The organism is Brevibacterium pigmentatum, assembly GCF_011617465.1.
Classification (GTDB): Bacteria; Actinomycetota; Actinomycetes; order Actinomycetales; family Brevibacteriaceae; genus Brevibacterium; species Brevibacterium pigmentatum.
On sequence record NZ_CP050153.1, the window covers coordinates 471,864 to 493,459 of the forward strand.

A 21,596-nucleotide genomic window follows, 5' to 3' on the forward strand; every position below is an offset into this window, starting at 1 on the left:
TATCGCAGGTACGCCTCGAAGGAGAAACTTCATGACTCGTCTCATGACACGACAGAACTGGACCGCTCTCAGGCTGGGTTTCGCCGCCCTGTTGGTGGCTGCGCTGAGCGTGTTCGCGTTCGCTCCCGCCGCCAGTGCGCACGACCAGCTGGTGTCGTCGAATCCTGAGGACGGTGCCGAACTCGATGAGCAGCCCAAGTGGCTCGAGATGACCTTCTCCGGCGAGATCCAGGAAGTCGGCTCCGAGGTCACCGTCGTCGTCGATGGTAAGGACGTCTCCGCTGGTGAGCTGACCGTTGAAGGTAAGAAGCTCAGCGTTGCCCTGCCCGATGACCTCAAGCCCGGTGACTACAAGGTCACCTGGCGTGTGGTGTCGCAGGACGGTCACCCGATCTCCGGCGACTACTCGTTCGCGATCACGGACGCCGAAGGCGCCGGCGGCGAGGTCAAAGAATCGTCCGAGGAGTCGACGAAGGCCGGACTCGGCGGCGGAGTCGTCGACGAACCCGGTAAGGACACCGAGGATCGCGGCGAGATCGGCGAATCCACCGGCAGTGATTCCGGAATGTCGACGCCGATGATCGTGCTGCTCTCCGTGGGCGGCCTGGCCATCATCGTCATCGTCGTCCTGCTCATGCGTCGCAAGTCCCAGGGCCTGCCCGGCACCAAGGACAACTGAGCGAGACTGCCCACGCGGCACGTCTGACACGAGGCCCCGAACGTGAAGAGCGTTCGGGGCCTCGGTCTATTCGGTCCGTGGCGGTGGAGTCGGTGCCGCCGTTCAAGCGTGCGCTCACTTATCGGTTCGTGTACGCAGCGATAAGTGAGCTTCCGCTTGAATGAGCTTCTACTGCCGTGGGGCGGTTGCTCATTCAAGCAATAGCGCGGATATGCCTAGGTGCAGCGGCTGATAAGTGCGCTCACGCTTGATCGAATCGCCGCTGACGCCGTCGTCGTCAGGGCGTGAAGCGCAGGAGCCGGTCGTCGGCCGGGCCAGGTTCTCCGCGGCCGTCGGTGTTGTTCGTCAGCACGAGCAGCGTACCGTCGGGCGCCTCGACCACATCGCGCAGCCGGGCCATGCTCGCCGGTCCACAGCTCCGACGACGACTTCAGGTCGGCGAGCGGCACCTGGTGCAGGCGCTCACCGCGCAGTCCGGCAATGAGGATGCTGTCATCGGTGACGGCCAATCCGCTGGGGCTCGCTTCATCGGGCGACCACTGCTGCACCGGGTCGATGAAGTCGCCCGAGCCGTTATCGGTGCCGTCGCTGCCACCTGAACTAGTGCCATCGCCGTTGCCACCAGCAATGCCCTCAACTTCGGCCCACCCGTATGCCTCCGGCTTCGATGATGTTGAGCTCATCCCACGTGTCCTGCCCGAACTCCGAGGCGTACATCTTGCCGTCGTCATCCCATCCGATGCCCTGCGGATTTCGGTGCCCCATGCTGTAGACGAGCGAATCGCCGAAGGGATTGTCATCCGGAATCTCGCCCTCGGGAGTCATGCGCAGAATCTTTCCCGACAGCGCCTCCTCATCCTGCGCACTGCTGCGATCGCCCGTATCGCCGAGCGTGGCATAGAGCATCCCACCAGGCCCGAACGCCAACCGTCCGCCGTTGTGGAAGTCCGCGGTCGGCAGTCCATCGAGGATCGTTGCCTCCTCACCCAATGACAGATCCCCCGCCTCGCCGAGGAGGTCGAACCGGACGATCCGATTCTCCGTCCCAGCGGCGAAGAAGGCATAGAGACGGTTATCGTCAACGGCGAGACCGTGCAGACCGGCTTCACCAGAGGCCGAGACACCGTCGATCCGGCCGACCTCACGAACGTCCCCACCAGCAGAGACTTCGAGGATGCGACCCGAGTTGCGTTCGCTGACCAGTGGCGTCTGCCCGACGAAGGCGATCGACCATGGGGATTCGAGGCCGGTAGCCACGACCTCGGGAGAGTCCGCGCCAGGCGCAGACGACGTTTGAGATCGGGCCCCGGAAGATCTGGAATCAGCATTCGCCGAGGCGGCCCCCGGACCTGACCCGTCCGGATCGGCGGTCTCACCGGAATCCGAATCAGAGGAGCAGGCAGGAAGAACGACGGCGAGAGATACCGCGGCACCGGTAAGAAGGCGTCCGGCTCGGCGCTGGGAGGAGGTGCTCATACTCTCTCCTTCATTGGGGAGTCCGGTGGACCAAGACTAACCGTGGCCTGCCCGAAAACTGAACCTCTTGCCGGCAAATAGGACCGTCTGCTCAGGAATAGAACCGTCTGCCCGGACTGTTGCCTCAAGTAACTGAAATTTCTGCGACTGCGTTTTCCGGCCGCACCACGCGCTTACCGAAGGAGACCCCTACCGTGTCCGTTCCGTTGAATATCCTCGATCTCGTCTCCATCAGGGAAGGCTCCACCGCACACGAAGGCATAGCCGAATCGATGACGTCGGCGAAGCGGGCCGACGAGCTGGGATATAAGCGCCTGTGGTTCGCCGAACACCACAACACGATGGGCCTGGCCGCCAGCGCCACGGCCCTGCTGATCTCACAGGCCGCCTCGGTGACGGAGAAGATCCGGGTCGGATCCGGTGGTGTCATGCTGCCCAACCACGCCCCGCTCATGGTCGCCGAACAGTACGGGACGCTCGCGAACATCCACGGGCCGCGCATCGACCTGGGCCTCGGACGCGCACCCGGCACGGACGGGATGACCGCGCAGGCGCTCGCCCGATCCTCGGCCGAACCGCAGGACTTCGCACAGAACATCTACGACATGCAGGGCTGGTTCTCTGACACCGGGCAGGCGCACACGATGCCGATCAAGTCAGCGGTCTCGGCGGGGATGGAGGTGCCGATCTGGGTGCTCGGGTCGACGATGAACGGCGCTTCGATCGCCGGTCAGCTGGGCCTGCCGTTCTCCCTGGCCTCGCACTTCGCGCCCGACCAGATCGACATCGCCATCAAGACCTACCGGGACGCGTTCACCACCGAGGCGCCGACCGCGCAGATCGACGAACCCTTCGTCATGGCCGGGATCAACGTCATGGTCGCCGACACCGACGCCGAGGCGGCCCGCCAGTTCACGTCGGTCCAGCAGATGTTCAATGACATGCGCACCGGTCGCCGCCGCAATCTGCAGCCCCCGGTCGACCCGGCCGAGATCTACGCGCAGGGCGGGACGAGCCCGATGCTGTCCATCAGCGCCGTTGGTTCGCCGGATACGGCGACCGCGCAGATGGCTGAGTTCGTCGAGCGCACCGGCGCCGACGAACTCATCACCGTTACCTACGCCTATGACCCCGATGTGCAGCGCGAGTCCCTGCGACTGCTCGCCGACGCCTGGTTCTGAGGTTCGGAGCCGTGTCCGCGTGGCGGCGCGCTGAGCTGGGAACTGCCTACTCCAGCACCCGGACATAGTCGGAGAGGTCGGGTTCGACGTCGGTGAGCGTGCGGGCTGTGGACAGGACCGTCGACTCCATCGCCGAGGCGGCCCTGGTCGCCCGCACGTCCGCGCGCTTAGCGAGGCTGACCGTGCGAGGCAGGCGCGGATCGACCAGCGGCACCGAATCCAACCGGGGCCGGTCGACGAGGACCATCGCCGGGACGATCGCGACCCCGAGACCACGCTCGACGAAGCGCAGAGCCGCATCCATCTCCACCCCCTCGACGACGACTCGTGGTATCAGGCCGGCTGAGTCGAACGCTGAGGAGGTCGCCTCCCTGAGGTCGTAACCGTGATGGAACAGGACCTGGGGACGGTCGGCCACCTCGGCGAGCGTGATCCGATCGGTCTGCGCACGGTCCGAGGTGAGCAGGTCGGAACCGGCGGCGGCGATAACGACGAGATCCTCGGCAAGGATCCCGCGCAGGCTGAGCCTCGGCATCTGCGGGGCGAGGTCGAAGGTGCGGGTGATGAGCGCGAGGTCGAGCTCGCCGCCGGCCAGAGATTCGATGAGCTCCCGGGACCCCTTCTCCACGAGCTCGAGTTCGACGCCGGGGTGGGCGGTGTGGAACCGGCTGATCGTCTCGGCCACGAGGCTCACGCACAGGGTCGGGGTCGCACCCAGCCGAACCCGGCCCTGCTGCAGGCCCGCGAGCTCATCCATGTCACGGCGGATCGCCTCGGCGTCGGCGAGCATGCGCTTCGCCGTCGGCAGCAGCGTCGCCCCGGCATCGGTGAGCGTGATGTGACCATGCGCGCGGTGGAAGAGCTCGGCTCCGAGCTCCTTCTCCAGCGTCGAGATCTGTCGCGACAGGGAGGGCTGGGCCAAGTGGAGCGTCGCGGCGGCTTTCGTGAAATGGCCGGTGGCGGCCACCTCGGCGAAGCTTCTCAGCTGTTCGAGGTTCATGATCGGTCTCCGTGCAGGTCAGTCATATCAATAGCCTACCGCTATTGATATGACTCAAACAATGCATTGGACGTATGGAATAGGCGGTTCCATAGTGGATTCCATGAACACCACACAGGGCGGATCCCGCCGTAAAGAACACTCCATCTCCACCTCGGTGCTGGTCATCGGAACCGGCGGATCGGGTCTGCGGGCCGCGATCGAGGTCGCCGAATCCGGGGCCGACGTCCTCGCTGTCGGCAAACGGCCGAAGGAGGACGCCCACACCTCGCTGGCAGCCGGCGGCATCAACGCGGCCCTGGCGACGATGGACCCGGACGACACCTGGCAGCAGCACGCGGCCGACACGATCAAGGAATCCTATGACCTCGCCAACCCCCGCACCGTCGAGATCGTCACTCAGGGAGCAGCCGAAGGCATCGCTGACCTGGAGCGATATGGAATGGACTTCGCGAAGGAGGACGACGGTCGGATCTCTCAGCGCTTCTTCGGCGCCCACACCTGGCGTCGTACCGCTTTCGCCGGCGACTACACGGGGCTGGAAATCCAGCGCACCCTCATTCGTCGCGCCGAATCCCTGAACATCCCCATCCTCGACCGCGTCTACATCACGAAGCTGCTCGTCTCAGGCGGTCGCATCTTCGGTGCCTACGGCTTCGACGTCATCGACGGCACCGGGTACCGGATCCACGCCGACGCCGTCATCCTCGCCGCCGGCGGACACAACCGGATCTGGCGACGGACCTCGTCTCGCCGGGATGAGAACACCGGTGACTCCTTCCGCCTGGCTGTCGAGGCCGGCGCCCGACTGCGCGATGCCGAACTCGTCCAGTTCCACCCCTCGGGCATCATCGAACCCGAGAACGCTGCGGGCACGCTGGTTTCCGAGGCGGCCCGCGGTGAGGGAGGGATCCTGCGCAACGGTCTGGGGGAGCGGTTCATGGAGCGCTACGACCCGCAGCGCATGGAACTTTCGACGCGTGACCGGGTAGCCCTGGCCGCATACACGGAGATCGCCGAGGGGCGCGGCACTGAGAACGGGGGAGTGTGGCTCGACGTGTCCCACCTGCCGCGCGAGACCATCATGAACCGGCTGCCCCGGGTGTTCCAGACGCTCATGGAGACGCAGATGCTCGACATCACGACCTCGCCGATCGAGATCGCTCCGACCGCCCACTACTCGATGGGAGGAGTGTGGGTCGACCCGGTCGATCACAGCACCGACGTCGAAGGCCTGTGGGCCATCGGTGAGGCGTCGTCCGGTCTGCACGGGGCGAACCGGTTGGGCGGGAACTCGCTCATCGAGCTCCTCGTCTTCGGTCGGATCGTCGGTCGGTCAGCCGTTGCGTATTCTGATTCGCTTGAGGCTCAGGTGCGGTCACATGCCGCGGTTGATGAGGCCAGGGCCGAGATCTCCGCTCTGCTGGCATCCGAGGGCACGGAGAACGTGCGTGCCCTGCAGCGGGAGGTCCGCAATCTCATGACCGAGCACGCCGGAGTCGTTCGCGACGAGGCCGGTCTGCTCGCCGGCTTGGAGAAGCTCGCAACGATCGAGGCCAGGCTCGAGCTCGTCGGCATCCACCCCGATATCGCCGGGTTCGCCGACCTCGCACACGCCTTCGACCTCAAGTCCTCGGTGCTCGCGGCACGGGCGACGCTCGAATGTGCGCTGGAGCGTCGGGAGACCCGCGGCTGCCATAACCGCAGCGACTACCCGGAACTGGACCCGAACCTGCAGGTCAATTTGGTCTGGTCTCCGTCGGTCGGAGTCGTCCGCGAGTCGATCCCTGCAGTTTCGGCGGACGTCGCGGCGCTCATGCACACCGGTGAAATCAGCCAAGAAGGCAAACTCGTCGAATAATTGCTACCTGACGGCGGCCCAGCAACCTGGCGCGAGGTTGCTGGGCCGCCGTCAGGTAGCAATTAAGGGGAGGGGCGGCGGTCGGCTGAAGGTCCTGCGCCGGGTGGGCCGAGTCGTTGGCGGCGTCTCTCCGTGTGTCGTATGCTGGCAAGTCAGTCGATGCACCGACGACACCGACATGCAAGTGAGCCACGCGAGCGAAAGGTGAAGACATGACTGACAGCGACAAATCTCAGGAGCGGAGCCCGGTGCCCGATCAGGCGGAGGCCAACGCCTTCTTCCCGAGCGCCTACTCGCTCTCCCAGTACACGTCGAGCAGGACCGACTTCGACGGCCCCGTCACCGAGGAGACATACACGGGCGGGAAGTGGAAGATCCTCACGATCGCCACCGACGAGCGGTACATGCTCATGAGGAACGGCACGTTCTTCTCCACTGGCAACCATCCCGTTGAGACGCTGCTGCCACTCCACCACATGGCCGAGGCCGGCTATGAGGTCGATGTGGCCACCGTCAGCGGCGGGCCCGGTAAATTCGAGTGGTGGGCCTACCCCGGGCAGGACGAGGCCATCGCCTCCGCGTGGTCGGGCACCGAGACGAAATTCAAGGCTCCGCTGAGGCTCTCCGACGTCATCGCGAACGGCCTCGACGACTACGCTGCGATTTTCATCCCGGGCGGTCACGGTGCCATGAACGTCATCCCCTTCGACCGGGATGTGCAGGCCGCCTTGGACTTCTTCCTGGACAACGACAGGCTGATCATCACCCTCTGTCATGGTCCGGCGGCGTTGCTGGCCGCAGGCCTCGATCGCTCTGAGAACCGCTTCGCCGGCTACCGTGTCACTGCGTTCCCGGACGCTCTCGACTTCGGGGCGAACCTCGACATCGGCTATCTGCCCGGTAAGATGCCTTGGGCGCTCGGCGAGACGCTGACGAAGGACGGTATCGAGATCATCAACGATGAGATGACCGGTGCCACCACACGCGACCGCAACCTCCTGACCGGGGACAGTCCGCTCGCAGCGAATCAGCTCGGAAAAGAGTCTGTGGTCGCGCTTCTGGAGAGCTTCGGCAGCTGAGTCCTCCGTCGTTCAGCGTCCCGCCAGACGACCTGCACGTCGCTGAATGCGCCCGGCACCACACATTCAGTGACGTCGCGGGGGTTCGGCGGCGGTGGTCGGTGTTGCCAGCATTCTGCCAGCCTGGGCCAGGATAATCGATACCAGCCGCCCACTTGATCACTTTCGGAAGGACCATGGACGACTATCGAAGTCCCGGCTGGGACATCTCTCTTCGCACCTTGGAACAAATCAATAACGCGCGCGCAGACGCTTTGCGAGCGCAGAGCACGCAGGCAGGTGGTCGCAGTTGACCTGGCTGCTCTCGTTGCTCATAGGCCTCCTCGTCGTCCTCCTCATCACGGTGGCCACCGGCTACTTCGTGGCGCAGGAATTCGCGTACATGGCCGTCGACCGCTCTCGTCTGGCCGCACGTTCGGCCTCCGGTGACCGCGCCGCGGCCCGGGCCCTATCCATCACCCGCCGCACCTCCTTCATGCTCTCCGGCGCACAACTGGGCATCACCGTCACCGGTCTGCTCGTCGGCTACGTCGCCGAACCGCTCATCGGCACATCCGTCGGCGAGGCACTCGGCGGCACCCCGATCCCTGCGGGCACAGGTGTGCTCATCGGCACCGTCCTCGCCCTCCTCGTCTCAACGCTCATCCAGATGCTCTTCGGTGAGCTGTTCCCGAAGAACCTGGCTATCGCCCGCCCCGAGGCGCTCGCCACATGGCTCGCCCGGTCGACCTCGATCTACCTCGCCGTCTTCGGCTGGCTCATCACGATCTTCGACAAAGCCTCGAACGCCCTGCTGCGCGTCCTCGGCATCGAACCGGTCCACGACGTCGACCACTCCGCCACCCGGCGCGACCTCAAACACATCGTCGCCGAATCCCGGGAGGGCGGCGAGATCGTCGACGACGATTCGCTCATCCTCGACCGCATCCTCGACTTCCCGCAGCAGAGCGTCGCCCACGCCACGGTGCCACGCTCACGCGTCGACGCCATCGACATCGACACGCCCCTGGACGAGGTGCGCGAACTGATGAGCCGAGGACACTCCCGCTACCCCGTGCTCGACGCCGATGATCAGGTGATCGGCACGATCGACCTCCTCGATGTCCTCGCCGAGGCGGGGTCGGGCACCACCGAAAACGTCGCCGAGGCGGCACCGAGCACCACCGACACCGTCACCGGGACCGGGATCCGTTCCCTCTTGCGTGACCCGGTCTTCGTCCCGGAATCCCTGCCGCTGCCGGCCGCGGTGGCCACGCTCTTCGGACGGCGGGAGCAGATGGCCTGCGTCCTCGACGAATACGGCGGCTTCGCCGGAATCCTGACGATGGAGGACCTCGGTGAGGAACTCGTCGGTGACATCGCCGACGAACACGACCACATCGTCGAAGAACTCATCGAGACCGGCGACGGCACCTGGACAGCACCGGGGGTCATCCCCCTCGACGAGGTGGCCCGCGTCCTCCAACGCGAACTGCCGACCACCTCGGCGCAGACCTTGTCTGGCCTCGTCATCGAACACCTCCGCGGATTCCCCGAGGTGGGTGACCGGGTCTCGATCGAACTGCCGATCGACCCCGCCGACCTCAGCGGAAACGACACCCCGGAGACCGAGCGACTCGTCATCGACTTCATCGAAGTGGCCACGCATGTGCCTGCGCGGCTGCGGATCGGAATCGAGGTGGCGCGATGAGCAACCCCTGGGTCATCACAGCGATCACGCTCGCCATCATCGGCCTCAGCGCGTTCTTCGTCGCCGTAGAATTCGCGCTCATCGCCGCCAAACGGCACCGTCTCGAAGACGCAGCCGCGGACAGCCGATCCGCCCGGGCCGCCCTGCGCAGCTCGACCGAACTGTCGGTGCTGCTGGCAGGGTCGCAGCTGGGCATCACGGCCTGCACACTGGCGCTCGGGGCGATCACGAAGCCGGCCGTCCACCACTGGATCACCCCGGTCGCCGAGACACTGGGTCTGCCGCTGTGGATCGCCGACATCGTCGGCTTCGTGCTCGCCCTCGTCATCGTCACCTTCCTCCACCTCGTCGTCGGTGAGATGGCGCCGAAGTCGTGGGCGGTGGCGCATCCGGAACGCTCGGCGATCATGCTGGCGCTGCCGATGCGAGCGTTCATGTTCCTCACCCGCCCGCTGCTGCATGTGCTCAACAACGCTGCGAACGCGTGCCTGCGCCTCGTGCGGGTCGAACCCGTCGACGAGGTCGATCAGGCGCACACGCCCGAGGACCTGAGGCAGCTGCTGCAGCATTCGGCGCAGGCGGGAACCTTGGAGAAGGAGTCCTCGGAGGCTCTGCTCGGCGCCCTCGACCTCACCAGGCTCACTCTTGACGAGCTCGTGGCCGGTCGTCCGGAGCCGACAGCCGTCGGTCCGGCAGCGACTGCAGGTGAGGTGCGCGAGGCGTCGCGCCGTGACCGTCACCGTCGCATCCTCGTGCGCACCGAGGCTGAGGGCCCGCTGAGTCATGTGGTGCATGTCAGGGATGTGCTCGGACTCGCCGAGGATGCTCTCATCGCCGAGGCAGCCCGTCCCGTCACCGTCGTGGACGGCTCGATGACCGTGGTGCGGGCATTCAAGGCGATGCGGGAGGACAGCGTGCAGCTGGCTTTGGTGGAGAGGGGCGACGGCAGCCACGCGGTCGTCACCGTCACCGACGTGCTCACCCACCTGCTCACCACCGGTCAAGTACCCTCCCGATAATTACTACCTGGCGGCGGCCCAGCAACCTCGCGCGAGGTTGCTGGGCCGCCGTCAGGTATGTCTGAGCCAGGACATGATGCATGCATCAATGTATGTATCTGTTATCGTGGGCCCGTGAATGATTTGCTGACACTGCCCTGGCAACGCATCGACGACTCCGCTCCGATCGCCGTTCGGATGGCCGCGGCGACCGCCCGGGAGATCATCGAAGGCCGACACGAACCCGGCGACCTCCTCATCGAGTCCGACCTCGCCGCCGCGCACAACGCCAGTCGCACCCCCGCCCGGGAGGCGATGCTCCAGCTCGAACGTTGGCGCCTCGTCCGCCTCGTCCCCAAGAAGGGCGCGCTCGTGACCACCGTGACGGGCAAGGAGCGCCGCGACCTGCTCGCCGTGCGCTCGATGTTCGAGATCGACGCCGTCGAGACACTGTCCGACAGCGGCGACCTCACCGCTCTGGCCGCCGATCTGCGCACCCTGCTCGGCGAGCAGAGGAAGGCTCTTGACGCGGGCGATCCGCTCGGCTTCGCCAGCGCCGACTACGCCTTCCACGCCCGCCTGATCCGCAGCGGCGACAACGCCATCGTCACCGAGATGCTCACCACCATGGGCCCGCGCCTGGCCCGCCTGACCTTCCAGGTCGCCATCGACGCGCCGCACACCCTCGACACGCTCCTGACCGAGCACGAAACTCTCACCGACCGCGCCGAGTCGGGCGACGCAGAAGGCTTCGCCCGACTCGTCCGCGCCCACATCGAAGGCTCCCACTTCCCGCAGTCCCGCTGAGGAGGACCATGACCGCTTACCCCTCGACCTCCACGACCGTCACCGCCGTCGAGACAGTCCCCACCGGGGACAGGAATACCCGCACCGAGGCGGCCCCCGCCACGGGCGTGGAAACGCAGGTTCCGAACCCTGCCCGGTCCCGCCTCGGCGAGGTGGATCCCGATCGTGGGCCGGAACGGCGACGGCGGGCGCGGGCGTGGCTGATGGTGGCCCCGGCGATGTTCCTGCTCGCATGGGGCGGCAATCATTTCACCCCGCTCGTGCACATGTATGAGGAGGACGGCGGCTACGCCATCTGGCAGGCGAACCTGCTGCTGGGCATGTACGTGGGCGGACTCATTCCGGGACTGTTGGTCGCCTCGGCGCTGTCGGATCGGCATGGACGCAAACCTGTCCTCATCGCCGGATCGCTCGCCGCGATCGCCGGCAGTCTCGGGCTCGGGATCGGTTTCGATCTGTTCTGGCTGCTCTGCCTGGGTCGGGTGCTCGCGGGGATCGGCGTCGGGGTGGCGATGTCGGTGGGCACGAGCTGGATCAAGGAGCTCTCGGCCCCGCCGTTCGATCACCAGGCCGGAATCACCGCTGGTGCCCGGCGTCCTTCACTGACTCTGACTTTGGGGTTTGCCATGGGCGCGGCGGTCACCGGGTGCCTGGCCCAATGGGGACCGGTGCCCGAAGTCGTGCCCTACGCCGTGCACGGAGTGCTCAATATCGCCGCACTGATCCTGGTGATCTTCGCGCCGGAATCGATGCCTCGCGACCAACGGGCAGCAGGCCATTGGTGGCACGGTCTGCGCGTTCCGCTCGTCGCGCATCGGACGTTCCTGCGACTGATCGTGCCGGCCGCGCCCTGGGTGTTCGGTGCCGCCGGGGTCGCCTATGCCGTGATGCCGGCGATCGTGCAGGGAGAGCTGGGGGAGTGGACGACGATGTACGCCACGGTGCTCACCGTCGTCACGCTCGGAGCCGGTGCGCTGGTGCAGAACATCGTGCCGTGGATCAACCGGCTGACCGGCGGGCGGGCGCTCGTCGTCGGACTGGCGCTGATGACCGTGGGGATGGGGCTCGGGGCGGTGGCCGCAGCTCTGGCGGACCCGATCCTCGCGTTCATCGTGGCGATCGTGCTCGGTGTCGCCTACGGAATCTGTGTGGTCTCGGGGCTCATCATCGTCCAGGCCATCGCCGCACCGCAGGAGCTCGCCGGCATCACCGGGGTCTACTATTCGCTGGCGTACTCCGGGTTCCTGCTGCCCACGGTGCTCGCCGCCTTACTGCCCGTGCTGTCATACTCGGTGTCCTTGGCGGCCGTGGCCGTCATCTGCCTAGTCTGCCTCTCAGCAGTCGCCATATCCACCGAACACCCCTAATTGCTACCTGACGGCGGCCCAGCAACCTGGCGCCAGGTTGCTGGGCCGCCGTCAGGTAGTACGGGGGAGGGGGAGCGCGCGGAATATCTGGGGTGGTCGGCCTGTTCCGTCTGCGTACACGAAGAATCGAAGCGAAAGAACTGCTGATGAGTACTGTTGTCATTGTCGGAGCGGGATCGGGACTGGGTCTGAGCGTGGCTCAGGCATTCGGAGCGAAAGGCTTCGACGTTGCCCTCGTCGCCCGCAACAAAGACCATCTCGACGACATGAACTCCGCACTGGCGAACAGCAACATCACCTCTCGCGGCTTCGTCGCCGACGTCACGGATGAGTCCCAGATCGCCGCGGCATTCGCACAGGTGCGCGAGGTCTTCGGCCAGGTCGACGTGCTCGTCTACAACGCAGGAGTCATCGCTGCGGTCTCCGCTGCCGAAGCCACGGCCGAACTCACCAATAAGCACCTGCAGGTCAACATCATCGGTGCGATCGCCAGCGCCCAGCAGGTCATCCCCGACATGGTGGAACGAGGACAGGGCGCGATCTTCTTCACCGGTGGTGGCTCCTCGGAACTGACCGCCACCCCGATGCTCACGACCCTGTCCATCGGCAAGTCCGGTCTGCGCAGCTACGCACGCTGCCTGCATGAGGACCTCAAGGACAAGGGCGTCTATGCGGGAATGGTCTCGATCTCCGGAGTCATCGAACCCGGCACCGCATTCGACCCGGACGTCATTGCCCGCGAGTATGTCGACATGTTCGACAAGCGCGATACCGTCGAACGCTTCTTCACCGGTCGGCCAGCCGAGGCGACCAGACCCGCCGACTGAGCCCGCCGAGGCGATCAAACCCGCCGACGCGCCCGAGTCTGCCGAGACGCCCGCGTCTGGGCGCTGATGCCGCTGTCTGGAGATTAACCTCGAGTCCTAAAATGAGAGTATCCGTCAACTACTGATAAGGATCGACTACATGCCCGGCAAGACACGCCACCAATCGCCAGCCGTCAACGCGTTCATCGACATCATGGGGCCACGCCACGTCCTCACTTCTGCGCGGGCGACCGCGCCGTACGCCAAGGGCAACCGCTTCGGCGGCGGCAACGTGCTGGCCGTGCTGCGACCGGGCAGCCTCGTCGACATGTGGCGGGCCCTGCAGGTCTGCGTCGACAACGACCTCATCGTCATCCCGCAGTCGGCCAACACCGGCCTGACCGGCGGCTCCGGGCCCGGCGCGCAGGACTACGACCGCCCGATCGTCATCATCTCGACCCTGCGGATCAATCAAATCTACCTCATCAATGACGCCCACGAAGCGATCTGCCTGGCCGGATCCACCCTGTACGAACTCGACGAGGCGCTCGCCCCGTTCCACCGCGAGCCCCACTCTGTCATCGGCTCGTCCTCGATCGGAGCCTCCGTCATCGGCGGCATCGCGAATAACTCCGGCGGCTCCCAGATCCGCAAGGGCCCGGCGTTCACGAAGCACGCGATCTTCGCCCGCGTCAACGAGGCGGGGCGGCTCGAACTCGTCAACCACCTCGGCGTGGAGCTCGGTGACGACCCCGCCCACATCCTCGACAAACTCCAGCGCGGAGACTGGGACCCGGCCAAGGTCACGCCCGCCCCGGAGGACACGACGGAGACCGAATACGGTGAGCAGGTCCGCAAGATCGTCGATTCCCCGGCTCGATACAACGCGAACTCCGACTACCTGTACGAGGCCTCCGGTTCGGCCGGAAAGCTCATGGTCTTCGCCGTGCGCACCCGCACCTTCCCGAAGGAGGAGGGAGCGACGACGTTCTACGTCGGCACCAACAGCCCGGTCGAACTCGAGGACCTGCGCCGGGCGATCCTCACCTCGGACATGCCGCTGCCGATCTCGGGCGAATACATGGGCCGCCCCTCGTTCGATCTCGCCGAGAAGTTCGGCAAGGACACGTTCGTCTCGATCAAGCACGCCGGCAGCCGCGAGCAGATCAAGTTGTTCGCATTGAAGAACTGGGCCAATGGCGTGTTCGCGAAGCTGCCGTTCTTCGGCGAGACCGTCGCCGACACGATCGCGCAGAACGCGTTCGGCCTGCTGCCGCAGCAGCTGCCTAAGCGGATGCTCGAGTACCGCGACCGGTTCGAGCATCATCTTCTCCTCGTTGTCAGCGCCGAGGAGAAGGCGCGGATGGGTCGATTCCTCGACGATTTCTTCGCCGAGGATGCCCACCACGGTGATTATTTCGTGTGCAGTGCCGATGAAGCGCAGTCCGCGATGCTCCACCGCTTCGGTGCCGCGAGTGCCGCGACCCGGTACTTCAACCTCAACCGCGAGGACTCCTCGGACATGATCACCTTCGACGTGGCGCTGCGCCGCGATGACGATGATTGGCTCGAGGTGCTGCCGGACGAGATCGCCGACCAGCTGCACATCAGCTCCTACTACGGTCACTTCTTCTGCCACGTCCTCCACCAGGATCATGTGGCGAAGAAGGGGGTCGACACTGTGGCGCTGAAGAAGCAGATGACCGAGCTGCTCGAGGCTCGCGGCGCTGCGGTGCCCGCCGAACACAATTACGGCAGGCTCTACTCGGTGCCGCCGGAGATGGAAGCGCACTTCAAAGACCTCGACCCGCACAACGTCTTCAACGCCGGAGTCGGCGAGACGTCTGCGAAGAAGGACTGGGCGTGAATATCTCGGATCCCGTAATCTTGGTGGAGGCTCAGTACTGAGAAAGCAATGGCCCCGGTGATTTGGTCGATTTTTCAGACCAGGGATCATTCCGGGGCTTTCGCTCTCCAGTTTAGTGCAATGACTCAGTCCTCGTCCTCAATGGAGTCGGCAGCGGCCGCCTCGGCGCGAGCCTGCTTGGATTTGCGCACCCGGGAGGCCGTCATGATGGTCAGCGCGATGATGAAACCGATCGCTGCGCCGATCACGATGGAGTAGGTGCTGGACGGGGCGCCGGGCATCGCACGATTGCCCATGCCGGCGTCGATGAGCGGGTAGCCGTTGCTCATGTGGAAGACGACGGCGGCGAGCCAGGCGAGGGTGAATACGCCCCCGATGACGTTGGATATGATCAGTCGCTTCGGCGAGACGCGGGACATGGCCATCGAAAAGTCCACATTCTCGCGCCTGCAGTATGCCGAGATGGCCACTCCGCTCACGCCGGAGGCCAGGACGATGAGTGCTGACCACAAGCCAGCTCCGAGAACGGCAAAGGCGAGTGCGAGCGTGAAGAACGCATACGTGGAGAAGATCGAGCCGAAGGTATAGGCCCGCAGAATGACGTCGCGTTCGCGTTCATCGCCCATCGAGGGGTCGTCGAAGCCGGCGATTCGATCGGCAAAGGCGTTGGGTCGATTCTTTTTGTCACTGACGTTGTTCATGGGGATTCCTCCTGGAGCGAGAAGATCTCTTCGACTGTCGTGTTCAAGGCCCGGGCGATGCGCAGCGCCAGATACACGCTGGGGGCGTAGTCGCCGCGCTCGGTCGCGATGATCGTCTGCCGCGACACCCCGGTGAGCTGGGCTAACTGTGCCTGCGTCAGCCCCGCAGCCTTGCGAACCTGTTTGAGGTCCGAGGTTTGAACTTCCATACCGTTCCTTGATGTCAACTTCTCTTTACATCAACAAGTAAAGCATGTTTGACATCACGATGTCAATGATCTTTGACATCGCCGAGGCGACCCTGCGGTTCCGCGATCCGCGGGCTCGCGATCGGGCCACCGCGGCCGTGCTGGGTGGGTGCAACGTCGTGTCCTCCGCGTGCAACCCCTCGCAAACGCGAAAACACCCCGCCGCAACGGGGTGTTTTCTCGCTATGGGTGGTGGATGGCCAGCCGGCGGTGCGAAGAGAGGCTACCGCGAGGGTGTGCTACTAACGGTGACGGATGCTCGCCGAGGTCGACGCTGCAGCGTTCGCCGAGGCGACCGCCGGTCGCCGCATCGACCTCACCGGCCGCCGCAACACTCGCCCACCGCCGACCTACGACTCCACAACCTTCTCGCGTCGGCGGTCCTTTTCCAGACGGGCTTCGTGGCTCGAACGCTTGGGGTTCAAAAGCTTGAGCAGCGACAGCGCGATGATCGCTCCCAGCACTGCGCAGCCGGCGGGCAGAAGCATCGCGGTCTTCGCATCGAAGGCGTCGATGATGTTGCCGGCGACGGCCGAACCGAAGGCGACGCCGAAGCCCAGCGAGGTGCCCAACCAGGCGAACGCCTCGGTGAGCCTGCGCGGGGGAGCGAGCTGCTCGATGACGGAATTCGCGCCGATGAGGCTCGGTGCGATCGCGGATCCGACGACGATGAGGATGATGCCGTAGGTGATCATCGAGTTGGCCAGCAGCATCAGGCATGCGCCCACGGCCAGAGCGGACACGGCCACGCCGAAGCGGTGATGGACGGCGGCCTGCCAGTTCCGAGCCCCGTACAGCGCGCCGGAGACCAGTGATCCCAGCGCCAGGCACGACAGCAGCACACCGGCAGAGGACTTCACGCCGAGTTCGTCGGCGAAGGCGACGGCGATGACGTCGATGGCACCGAAGTTCACGCCGAGGAAGATGTTGACGACGATGATCGCGAAGATGCCCGGGTTCGAGAACACGTGGCCCTTCGCCTCGGTGGTCCGCTCCACCGGCGGCGGTTCGGTCGACTTCTGGATGTAGAGCAGCAGCGAGCCGACGCCGACGGTGACCATCGACAGGATGATTCCCGCCGGCGGCCACACGGCGGTGGCGAGCACCGTGGCCAGCACCGGCCCGGAGACGAACATCAGCTCATCGGCGACCGATTCCCAGGAGAACGCGGTCTGCAGCTTCTTCGGGGTGTCGACGATATGCGACCAGCGCGAACGCACGAGCGAACCGACGGAGCCGACGGTGGCGCCGCCGATGCCGGCGAAGACGAAGACGAATCCCGTCCACCATTCCTCGTACACGGAGACGATGAGCAGCGCCAACGCGATGAGGTGGGTGATGACGATGGGCACCATGACCTTCGCCTGGCCGAGGCGGTCGACGAGGCGAGCGATCCCGGGGCCGGCAAGTGCCTGGACGATCATGTAGACGGCGGAGACGATGCCCGCCATGCCGTATGACCCGGTCACGCCCTGGATGAAGAGGACGATTCCCAGCCCCAGCACTGCGATGGGCATCCGGGCGACGAGACCGGCCAAGGAGAACTTGAGAGCACCGGGAAGCGACAGAATTTCCCGATAGTTATTGAACACCAGGAAAGTCTACCGAGCGCCCCGAACGACAGCCAGACGAATTCTGCGTTATTCCTGGTGAATCCCCTCACCTCGACCCCGGGGGTCATCAGTGGGTAACGAACCGGTATCAGTCCCGGTCCACCCGGTCGAAACCGGGGATCTTCGCGTCTGACAAGGCAGAACACCTCGCCGATGCGGCTCTGCCCTCCCGTCCGCCCCCGCGCTTGGGCGCGGGGTGAGCCGCGCAGCTGAGAAACGAGTCACCTCTGTCGCTATACAATGAGCGGGATTGCCCAATGACCCCGGCGCCCGGCGCCGACCGCTCAAACCCCGGAGTGCCGATGACGGACAACACCACCTTCGACGATCTCTTCGACCACCAGAACGAGGAACAGCAGCGCCCGCGCAAGAAGAAGCGCGTCTGGCGCAAGGTACTCGTCGCACTGCTGATCATCGTCATCCTCGGCGTGCTCGGCATCGGGCTCTACGTCTGGAGCGTCGGCCGGTCGTTCGACAAGAACGCGAACCAGCTCAGCGATGAGCAGGTCTTCGGCAAGTCCGGCGGCGGCAAGGACGGCGACGGCACGAACATCCTGCTGCTGGGCTCGGACGAGTCGATGAAAGATGTCGACGTCAACGATTCGCGCGGCCTGCGTTCGGACACGATCATGGTCATGCACCTGCCCGAGGACGGCGGCAACGTCCAGATCATGTCGATCCCGCGCGACACGTACGTCGACATCGAGGGCCACGGAAAGTCGAAGATCAACGCGGCACTGTCCTACGGCGGTCTGCCGCTGGCCGTGTCGACGGTCTCGGACTTCATCGGCACCGAACTGGATCACGTGGCGATCATCGACTTCGAGGGATTCAAGGCACTGACCGACAGCCTCGGCGGGGTGACCGTGAACTCCGAGCAGGCGTTCGAGAAGAACGGCTACTCGTTCACCAAGGGCGAGAACGTCCTCAACGGTGACCAGGCGCTGACCTTCGTGCGTGAGCGCAAGCAGTTCCAGGACGGCGACTTCCAGCGTGCACGTAACCAACAGGCGTTCATCCGCGGGCTGACGAACGAGATGATCTCGGCCGATACTCTGTCGAACCCGAAGAAGATCCAGGACATGGTCAAGAACTTCGCGCCGTACATGTACGTCGACTCGGGCATGGACGCGAAGTACATCTCCGCGACCGCGTTCAACATGCGCGACGTCCGCCCCGGTGACATCGAGTTCTTCACCGCGCCCGTCGCCGGCGTCGGCACCTCCCCGGACGGTCAGTCGGTCGTCAACGTCGACGAGGATGAGCTGAAGAAGGTCCGCGACGCGTTCAAGAACGACACTGTGGCCGACTACGTGCAGAACGCCCCGGAGGCCCACTTGTAGAACCTCGCCGAGGCGGCTCACCGCAGCCGTAGGCGCCGAGACCCAGCGTCGCTGAGTCACACGCCGAGCCCCGCTCCAGGATCGTTCTGGAGCGGGGCTCTTGTTGTACGGCGAGTTTCGGCCGATATCAGCGGACGCATAATCGCCTTTAGTTCTAGTCATCGAGTTTTAGATCGATGACTGGAACTAAAGGCGATGAGGTCGAGGCGAGTCAGCCGTCGAAGTCGACCCTGTGCACAGCGTGGGGTGCTGCACCCCATTCGTCCTGGTCGCCGATGGCCTGGTTGGAGACACCGAGCGTCATCTTCTCGCCGGTCTCCGTGTTCCGGTAGGTGATGTAGGTTGTTCCCGCGGCGCCTTCTGCTCCGGAGTTCCTCCAATGAGAACCGTTTTCATTGCCGTGGTCTGCCAGTTTCTTTGCGACTTCGTCGCTGGCAAACGCTTCGACGCGTTCGGTGTTGTCCTGGCCCCAGGCGATGACGAGTTCGTCAGCATACTTGCCGGCTTCGATCGGGTAGTAGATGGACTGCGTGTCGACGTCTGTGGCGGCCGACTGAGCCGATGAGTTGGCTGCGCCAGAGTCTGCGGCCATGGCTGGTCCTGTTGCGAGTCCGAGTCCGGCGAGTCCGGCGACGGTGGCAACTCCGAGGGCTGCAGTTCGTGTGCGGATAGTGGATTTCATTGTGCTTTCCCTTCTGCTTCTGCGTCGCCGTGACGAGGCGACGGGTTGTTGTCGCAGATCAGTCTTGTCGCCGATTCTGAGGTGGAGGCAACGGTGGCTGAAAGCACAATCAAAGCGGATAACAGCGCGAAGTCAGGAATATTGCAGTCGTGCGACAGGCGCAGTCAAACGGTGGTGAATTCCAGGCAAACGGCGATAGTTCCCGACTGTACAATCTGGCAGAACAGCAAGCTGACGGCACTTCCGCGCGTTCTGTCTGGAAACCGCCGGGGAACGCGTTCTACGACAATTCCGACTGTGCGGCGATATCCGATCGTGACCCGCTGGGGGCTTACAAAATGAGCAGAAGTCCGCACCGGATCAAACAGAAGTCCGCGCAGGGGCGTGAAGCTGCGATCAACGGCTGCACCCGCGCCTGCGGCCCTCACCCGCGCCTGCGGCCCGCACCTGAACGCGGACTAGCCGTGCGCTTACTCCAGCACCCCGTCGACGAGAGTGCGGGCGTCATGCTGGACCTGGCGCAGGTGGTCCTCATCGCGGACCGATTCTGCGTAGATCTTGTAGACGTCTTCCGTGCCCGACGGTCGTACGGCGAACCATGCATTGTCCGTGGTGACCTTGAGCCCGCCGATGGGTGCATTGTTGCCCGACGCCGAGGTGAGCACCTCCTTCACGGGTTCACCGCCGACGGTCTTCGCGCTCACCTGGGAGGCTTCCAGGGACCCCAACCGTTCCTTCTGCGCCCGCGTCGCCGGAGCATCCTGACGCGCGTAGAAGCTGGAGCCGTGATTCGCAGCCAGCCCTGCGTAGCGCTGCGAGGGAGTCTGCCCGGTCTTCGCAGTCATCTCGGCGGCAAGGAGGGCGAGGATGATACCGTCCTTGTCCGTCGACCACACCTTGCCGTCGCTGCGCAGGAACGATGCGCCGGCCGATTCCTCGCCGCCGAAGGCCAACGTCGAATCGAGCAGGCCGGGAACGAACCATTTGAAGCCGACGGGCACCTCGAAGAGGGTGCGATTATGCGCGGCGACGATGCGGTCGACGATCGACGAGGTGACCAGAGTCTTGCCGATCGCGGCGCCCTTCGGCCAATTGGTACGGGAGTCGAGCAGATAGTCGATGGCGGCTGCCAGATAGTGATTCGGATTCATCAGGCCGGCATCGGGAGTGACGATGCCGTGACGGTCGGCATCGGCGTCGTTGCCGGTGGCGATGTCGAAGTCGTTGCGCGAGGCGATGAGGCCGGCCATCGCATAGGGGGAGGAGCAGTCCATGCGGATGTTCTCGTCCCAATCCAGGGTCATGAACGACCAGGTGGGGTCGACGTCCGGATGGACGACGTCGAGGTTGAGGTCGTAGTCCTCGGCGATGGCCGCCCAGTAGTCGACGCTGGCTCCGCCGAGCGGATCGGCGCCGATCTTCAGCCCGGAGCTGCGAATGACGTCGAGGTCGATGACAGACTCGAGGCCGTCGACATAGTTCGAGACGTAGTCGAAGTTCTCGGTGTTCTCCAGATGGAATGCCCGCTGGAACGGGGTGCGCGGGATCTTCTCCCACCCCTCGGTCAGATACTGGTTCGCGCGTTCGGCGATCCAGGTCGTCGTCTCGGTGCCGGCGGGCCCGCCGTGCGGCGGGTTGTACTTGATGCCGCCGTCGGCGGGCGGATTGTGGCTGGGAGTGACGATGATGCCGTCGGCCTGCGCATCCTCGCGCGACTTCCCGCCATTGAAGCCGAGGATCGCGTGGGAGACCGCGGGGGTCGGGGTGAAACCGTCGCGTTCGTCGATGAGCGCCGGAACCTCGGCTGCGGCGAGCACCTCGAGGACGGTGAGGAAGGCGGGCTCACTCAGTGCGTGAGTGTCACGGCCGAGGAAGACCGGCCCACGGATGCCTTTTTCTCTGCGGAAGTCGACGATCGCCGCGGCGATGGCCGCGATGTGCGCCTCGTTGAAGGAGCGATTGAAGCTCGAACCGCGGTGGCCGGACGTCCCGAAGCTCACTGCTTGCGAAGGCACCGAGGGGTCGGGAACCAAGTCGTGATAGGAATCGAGAAGGGCAGGGATGTCAACGAGATCCTTGTCCTGGGCCAGCTGGCCGGCGCGTGTTGTCATTCTTCTACCTAACCAAATGACAGCGGTTGCGCACAGTTGTGTCCACGGAGTTCTTGCATCGTGGACTTCGACGGCCCCTCGGCGGGA

General features: G+C 65.0%; 20 protein-coding genes. 12 read left to right on the top strand and 8 right to left on the bottom strand.

Annotated features, from left to right (window positions below; all coding sequences use genetic code 11):
• Positions 1 to 31 precede the first annotated feature (31 nt).
• Entirely contained in the window at positions 32 to 679 is a 648-nt protein-coding gene (locus GUY30_RS02050) for a copper resistance CopC family protein (protein WP_228281603.1), read from the top strand.
• A 277-nt stretch (positions 680 to 956) separates the two neighbouring features.
• Here the strand turns inward: GUY30_RS02050 and GUY30_RS17845 are convergent, their stop codons facing one another.
• Entirely contained in the window at positions 957 to 1,079 is a 123-nt protein-coding gene (locus tag GUY30_RS17845; RefSeq protein ID WP_228281608.1) for a PQQ-dependent sugar dehydrogenase, read from the bottom strand.
• Here GUY30_RS17845 and GUY30_RS17850 point away from each other — a divergent pair.
• Positions 1,078 to 1,278, top strand: a complete 201-nt coding sequence (locus tag GUY30_RS17850; protein ID WP_228281609.1) for a hypothetical protein — start codon at positions 1,078 to 1,080, stop codon at positions 1,276 to 1,278. The two genes, GUY30_RS17845 and GUY30_RS17850, sit on opposite strands and share 2 nt — an antisense overlap.
• A gap of 34 nt (positions 1,279 to 1,312) precedes the next feature.
• On the opposite strand, the gene GUY30_RS02055 is transcribed toward GUY30_RS17850, so the two are convergent.
• Entirely contained in the window at positions 1,313 to 2,155 is an 843-nt protein-coding gene (locus GUY30_RS02055; RefSeq protein ID WP_228281610.1) for a PQQ-dependent sugar dehydrogenase, read from the bottom strand.
• Between the two features lie 194 nt (positions 2,156 to 2,349).
• On the opposite strand from GUY30_RS02055, the gene GUY30_RS02060 reads away from it, so the two are divergent.
• Entirely contained in the window at positions 2,350 to 3,336 is a 987-nt protein-coding gene (locus tag GUY30_RS02060) for an LLM class flavin-dependent oxidoreductase (protein ID WP_167193692.1), read from the top strand.
• Between the two features lie 46 nt (positions 3,337 to 3,382).
• On the opposite strand, the gene GUY30_RS02065 is transcribed toward GUY30_RS02060, so the two are convergent.
• Positions 3,383 to 4,336: a LysR family transcriptional regulator gene (locus GUY30_RS02065; protein WP_167193694.1), complete on the bottom strand. Its 954-nt coding sequence runs from the start codon at positions 4,334 to 4,336 to the stop codon at positions 3,383 to 3,385.
• Positions 4,337 to 4,439: 103 nt separating this feature from the next.
• Here GUY30_RS02065 and GUY30_RS02070 point away from each other — a divergent pair, with 103 nt between their 5' ends.
• The 8 genes from GUY30_RS02070 (at position 4,440) to dld (ending at position 14,811) form a co-directional block, all read left to right on the top strand.
• Positions 4,440 to 6,197: an FAD-dependent oxidoreductase gene (locus GUY30_RS02070; protein WP_167193696.1), complete on the top strand. Its 1,758-nt coding sequence runs from the start codon at positions 4,440 to 4,442 to the stop codon at positions 6,195 to 6,197.
• A 212-nt stretch (positions 6,198 to 6,409) separates the two neighbouring features.
• Positions 6,410 to 7,276: a glyoxalase III HchA gene (gene hchA, locus GUY30_RS02075; RefSeq protein WP_167193698.1), complete on the top strand. Its 867-nt coding sequence runs from the start codon at positions 6,410 to 6,412 to the stop codon at positions 7,274 to 7,276.
• Between the two features lie 289 nt (positions 7,277 to 7,565).
• On the top strand, positions 7,566 to 8,966 hold the full coding sequence (locus tag GUY30_RS02080; protein WP_167193700.1) for a hemolysin family protein: 1,401 nt from the start codon (positions 7,566 to 7,568) through the stop codon (positions 8,964 to 8,966).
• Positions 8,963 to 9,985 (top strand): CNNM domain-containing protein, encoded by a 1,023-nt coding sequence (locus tag GUY30_RS02085; protein ID WP_167193703.1) that lies wholly within the window; start codon positions 8,963 to 8,965, stop codon positions 9,983 to 9,985. Before GUY30_RS02080 ends, GUY30_RS02085 begins: the two co-directional genes overlap by 4 nt.
• Before the next feature lie 114 nt (positions 9,986 to 10,099).
• Positions 10,100 to 10,771, top strand: a complete 672-nt coding sequence (locus GUY30_RS02090) for a GntR family transcriptional regulator (protein WP_167193705.1) — start codon at positions 10,100 to 10,102, stop codon at positions 10,769 to 10,771.
• An 8-nt stretch (positions 10,772 to 10,779) separates the two neighbouring features.
• Positions 10,780 to 12,138 carry an MFS transporter gene (locus GUY30_RS02095; protein ID WP_228281614.1) on the top strand — a complete coding sequence of 453 codons (1,359 nt, stop codon included), beginning with the start codon at positions 10,780 to 10,782 and terminating at the stop codon, positions 12,136 to 12,138.
• Between the two features lie 146 nt (positions 12,139 to 12,284).
• Complete coding sequence (locus tag GUY30_RS02100; protein ID WP_039209357.1) at positions 12,285 to 12,965, top strand: SDR family NAD(P)-dependent oxidoreductase; 681 nt, start codon at positions 12,285 to 12,287, stop codon at positions 12,963 to 12,965.
• 139 nt (positions 12,966 to 13,104) lie between these two features.
• Positions 13,105 to 14,811: a D-lactate dehydrogenase gene (dld, locus tag GUY30_RS02105; RefSeq protein ID WP_167193707.1), complete on the top strand. Its 1,707-nt coding sequence runs from the start codon at positions 13,105 to 13,107 to the stop codon at positions 14,809 to 14,811.
• 125 nt (positions 14,812 to 14,936) lie between these two features.
• On the opposite strand, the gene GUY30_RS02110 is transcribed toward dld, so the two are convergent.
• The 3 genes from GUY30_RS02110 to GUY30_RS02120 form a co-directional block, all read right to left on the bottom strand.
• Positions 14,937 to 15,512, bottom strand: coding sequence for a hypothetical protein (locus GUY30_RS02110; protein WP_167193709.1), 576 nt, complete (start codon positions 15,510 to 15,512; stop codon positions 14,937 to 14,939).
• Positions 15,509 to 15,721, bottom strand: coding sequence for a helix-turn-helix transcriptional regulator (locus GUY30_RS02115; protein ID WP_025776737.1), 213 nt, complete (start codon positions 15,719 to 15,721; stop codon positions 15,509 to 15,511). Before GUY30_RS02115 ends, GUY30_RS02110 begins: the two co-directional genes overlap by 4 nt.
• Positions 15,722 to 16,110: 389 nt before the next feature.
• Positions 16,111 to 17,352, bottom strand: coding sequence for an MFS transporter (locus GUY30_RS02120; protein ID WP_167193711.1), 1,242 nt, complete (start codon positions 17,350 to 17,352; stop codon positions 16,111 to 16,113).
• 323 nt (positions 17,353 to 17,675) lie between these two features.
• On the opposite strand from GUY30_RS02120, the gene GUY30_RS02125 reads away from it, so the two are divergent.
• Positions 17,676 to 18,716: an LCP family protein gene (locus GUY30_RS02125; protein ID WP_167193713.1), complete on the top strand. Its 1,041-nt coding sequence runs from the start codon at positions 17,676 to 17,678 to the stop codon at positions 18,714 to 18,716.
• 211 nt (positions 18,717 to 18,927) lie between these two features.
• On the opposite strand, the gene GUY30_RS02130 is transcribed toward GUY30_RS02125, so the two are convergent.
• Both GUY30_RS02130 and pgm read right to left on the bottom strand, forming a co-directional pair.
• On the bottom strand, positions 18,928 to 19,398 hold the full coding sequence (locus GUY30_RS02130) for a hypothetical protein (RefSeq protein WP_167193715.1): 471 nt from the start codon (positions 19,396 to 19,398) through the stop codon (positions 18,928 to 18,930).
• 470 nt (positions 19,399 to 19,868) lie between these two features.
• Complete coding sequence (pgm, locus tag GUY30_RS02135; RefSeq protein WP_167193717.1) at positions 19,869 to 21,509, bottom strand: phosphoglucomutase (alpha-D-glucose-1,6-bisphosphate-dependent); 1,641 nt, start codon at positions 21,507 to 21,509, stop codon at positions 19,869 to 19,871.
• Positions 21,510 to 21,596: the final 87 nt, after the last annotated feature.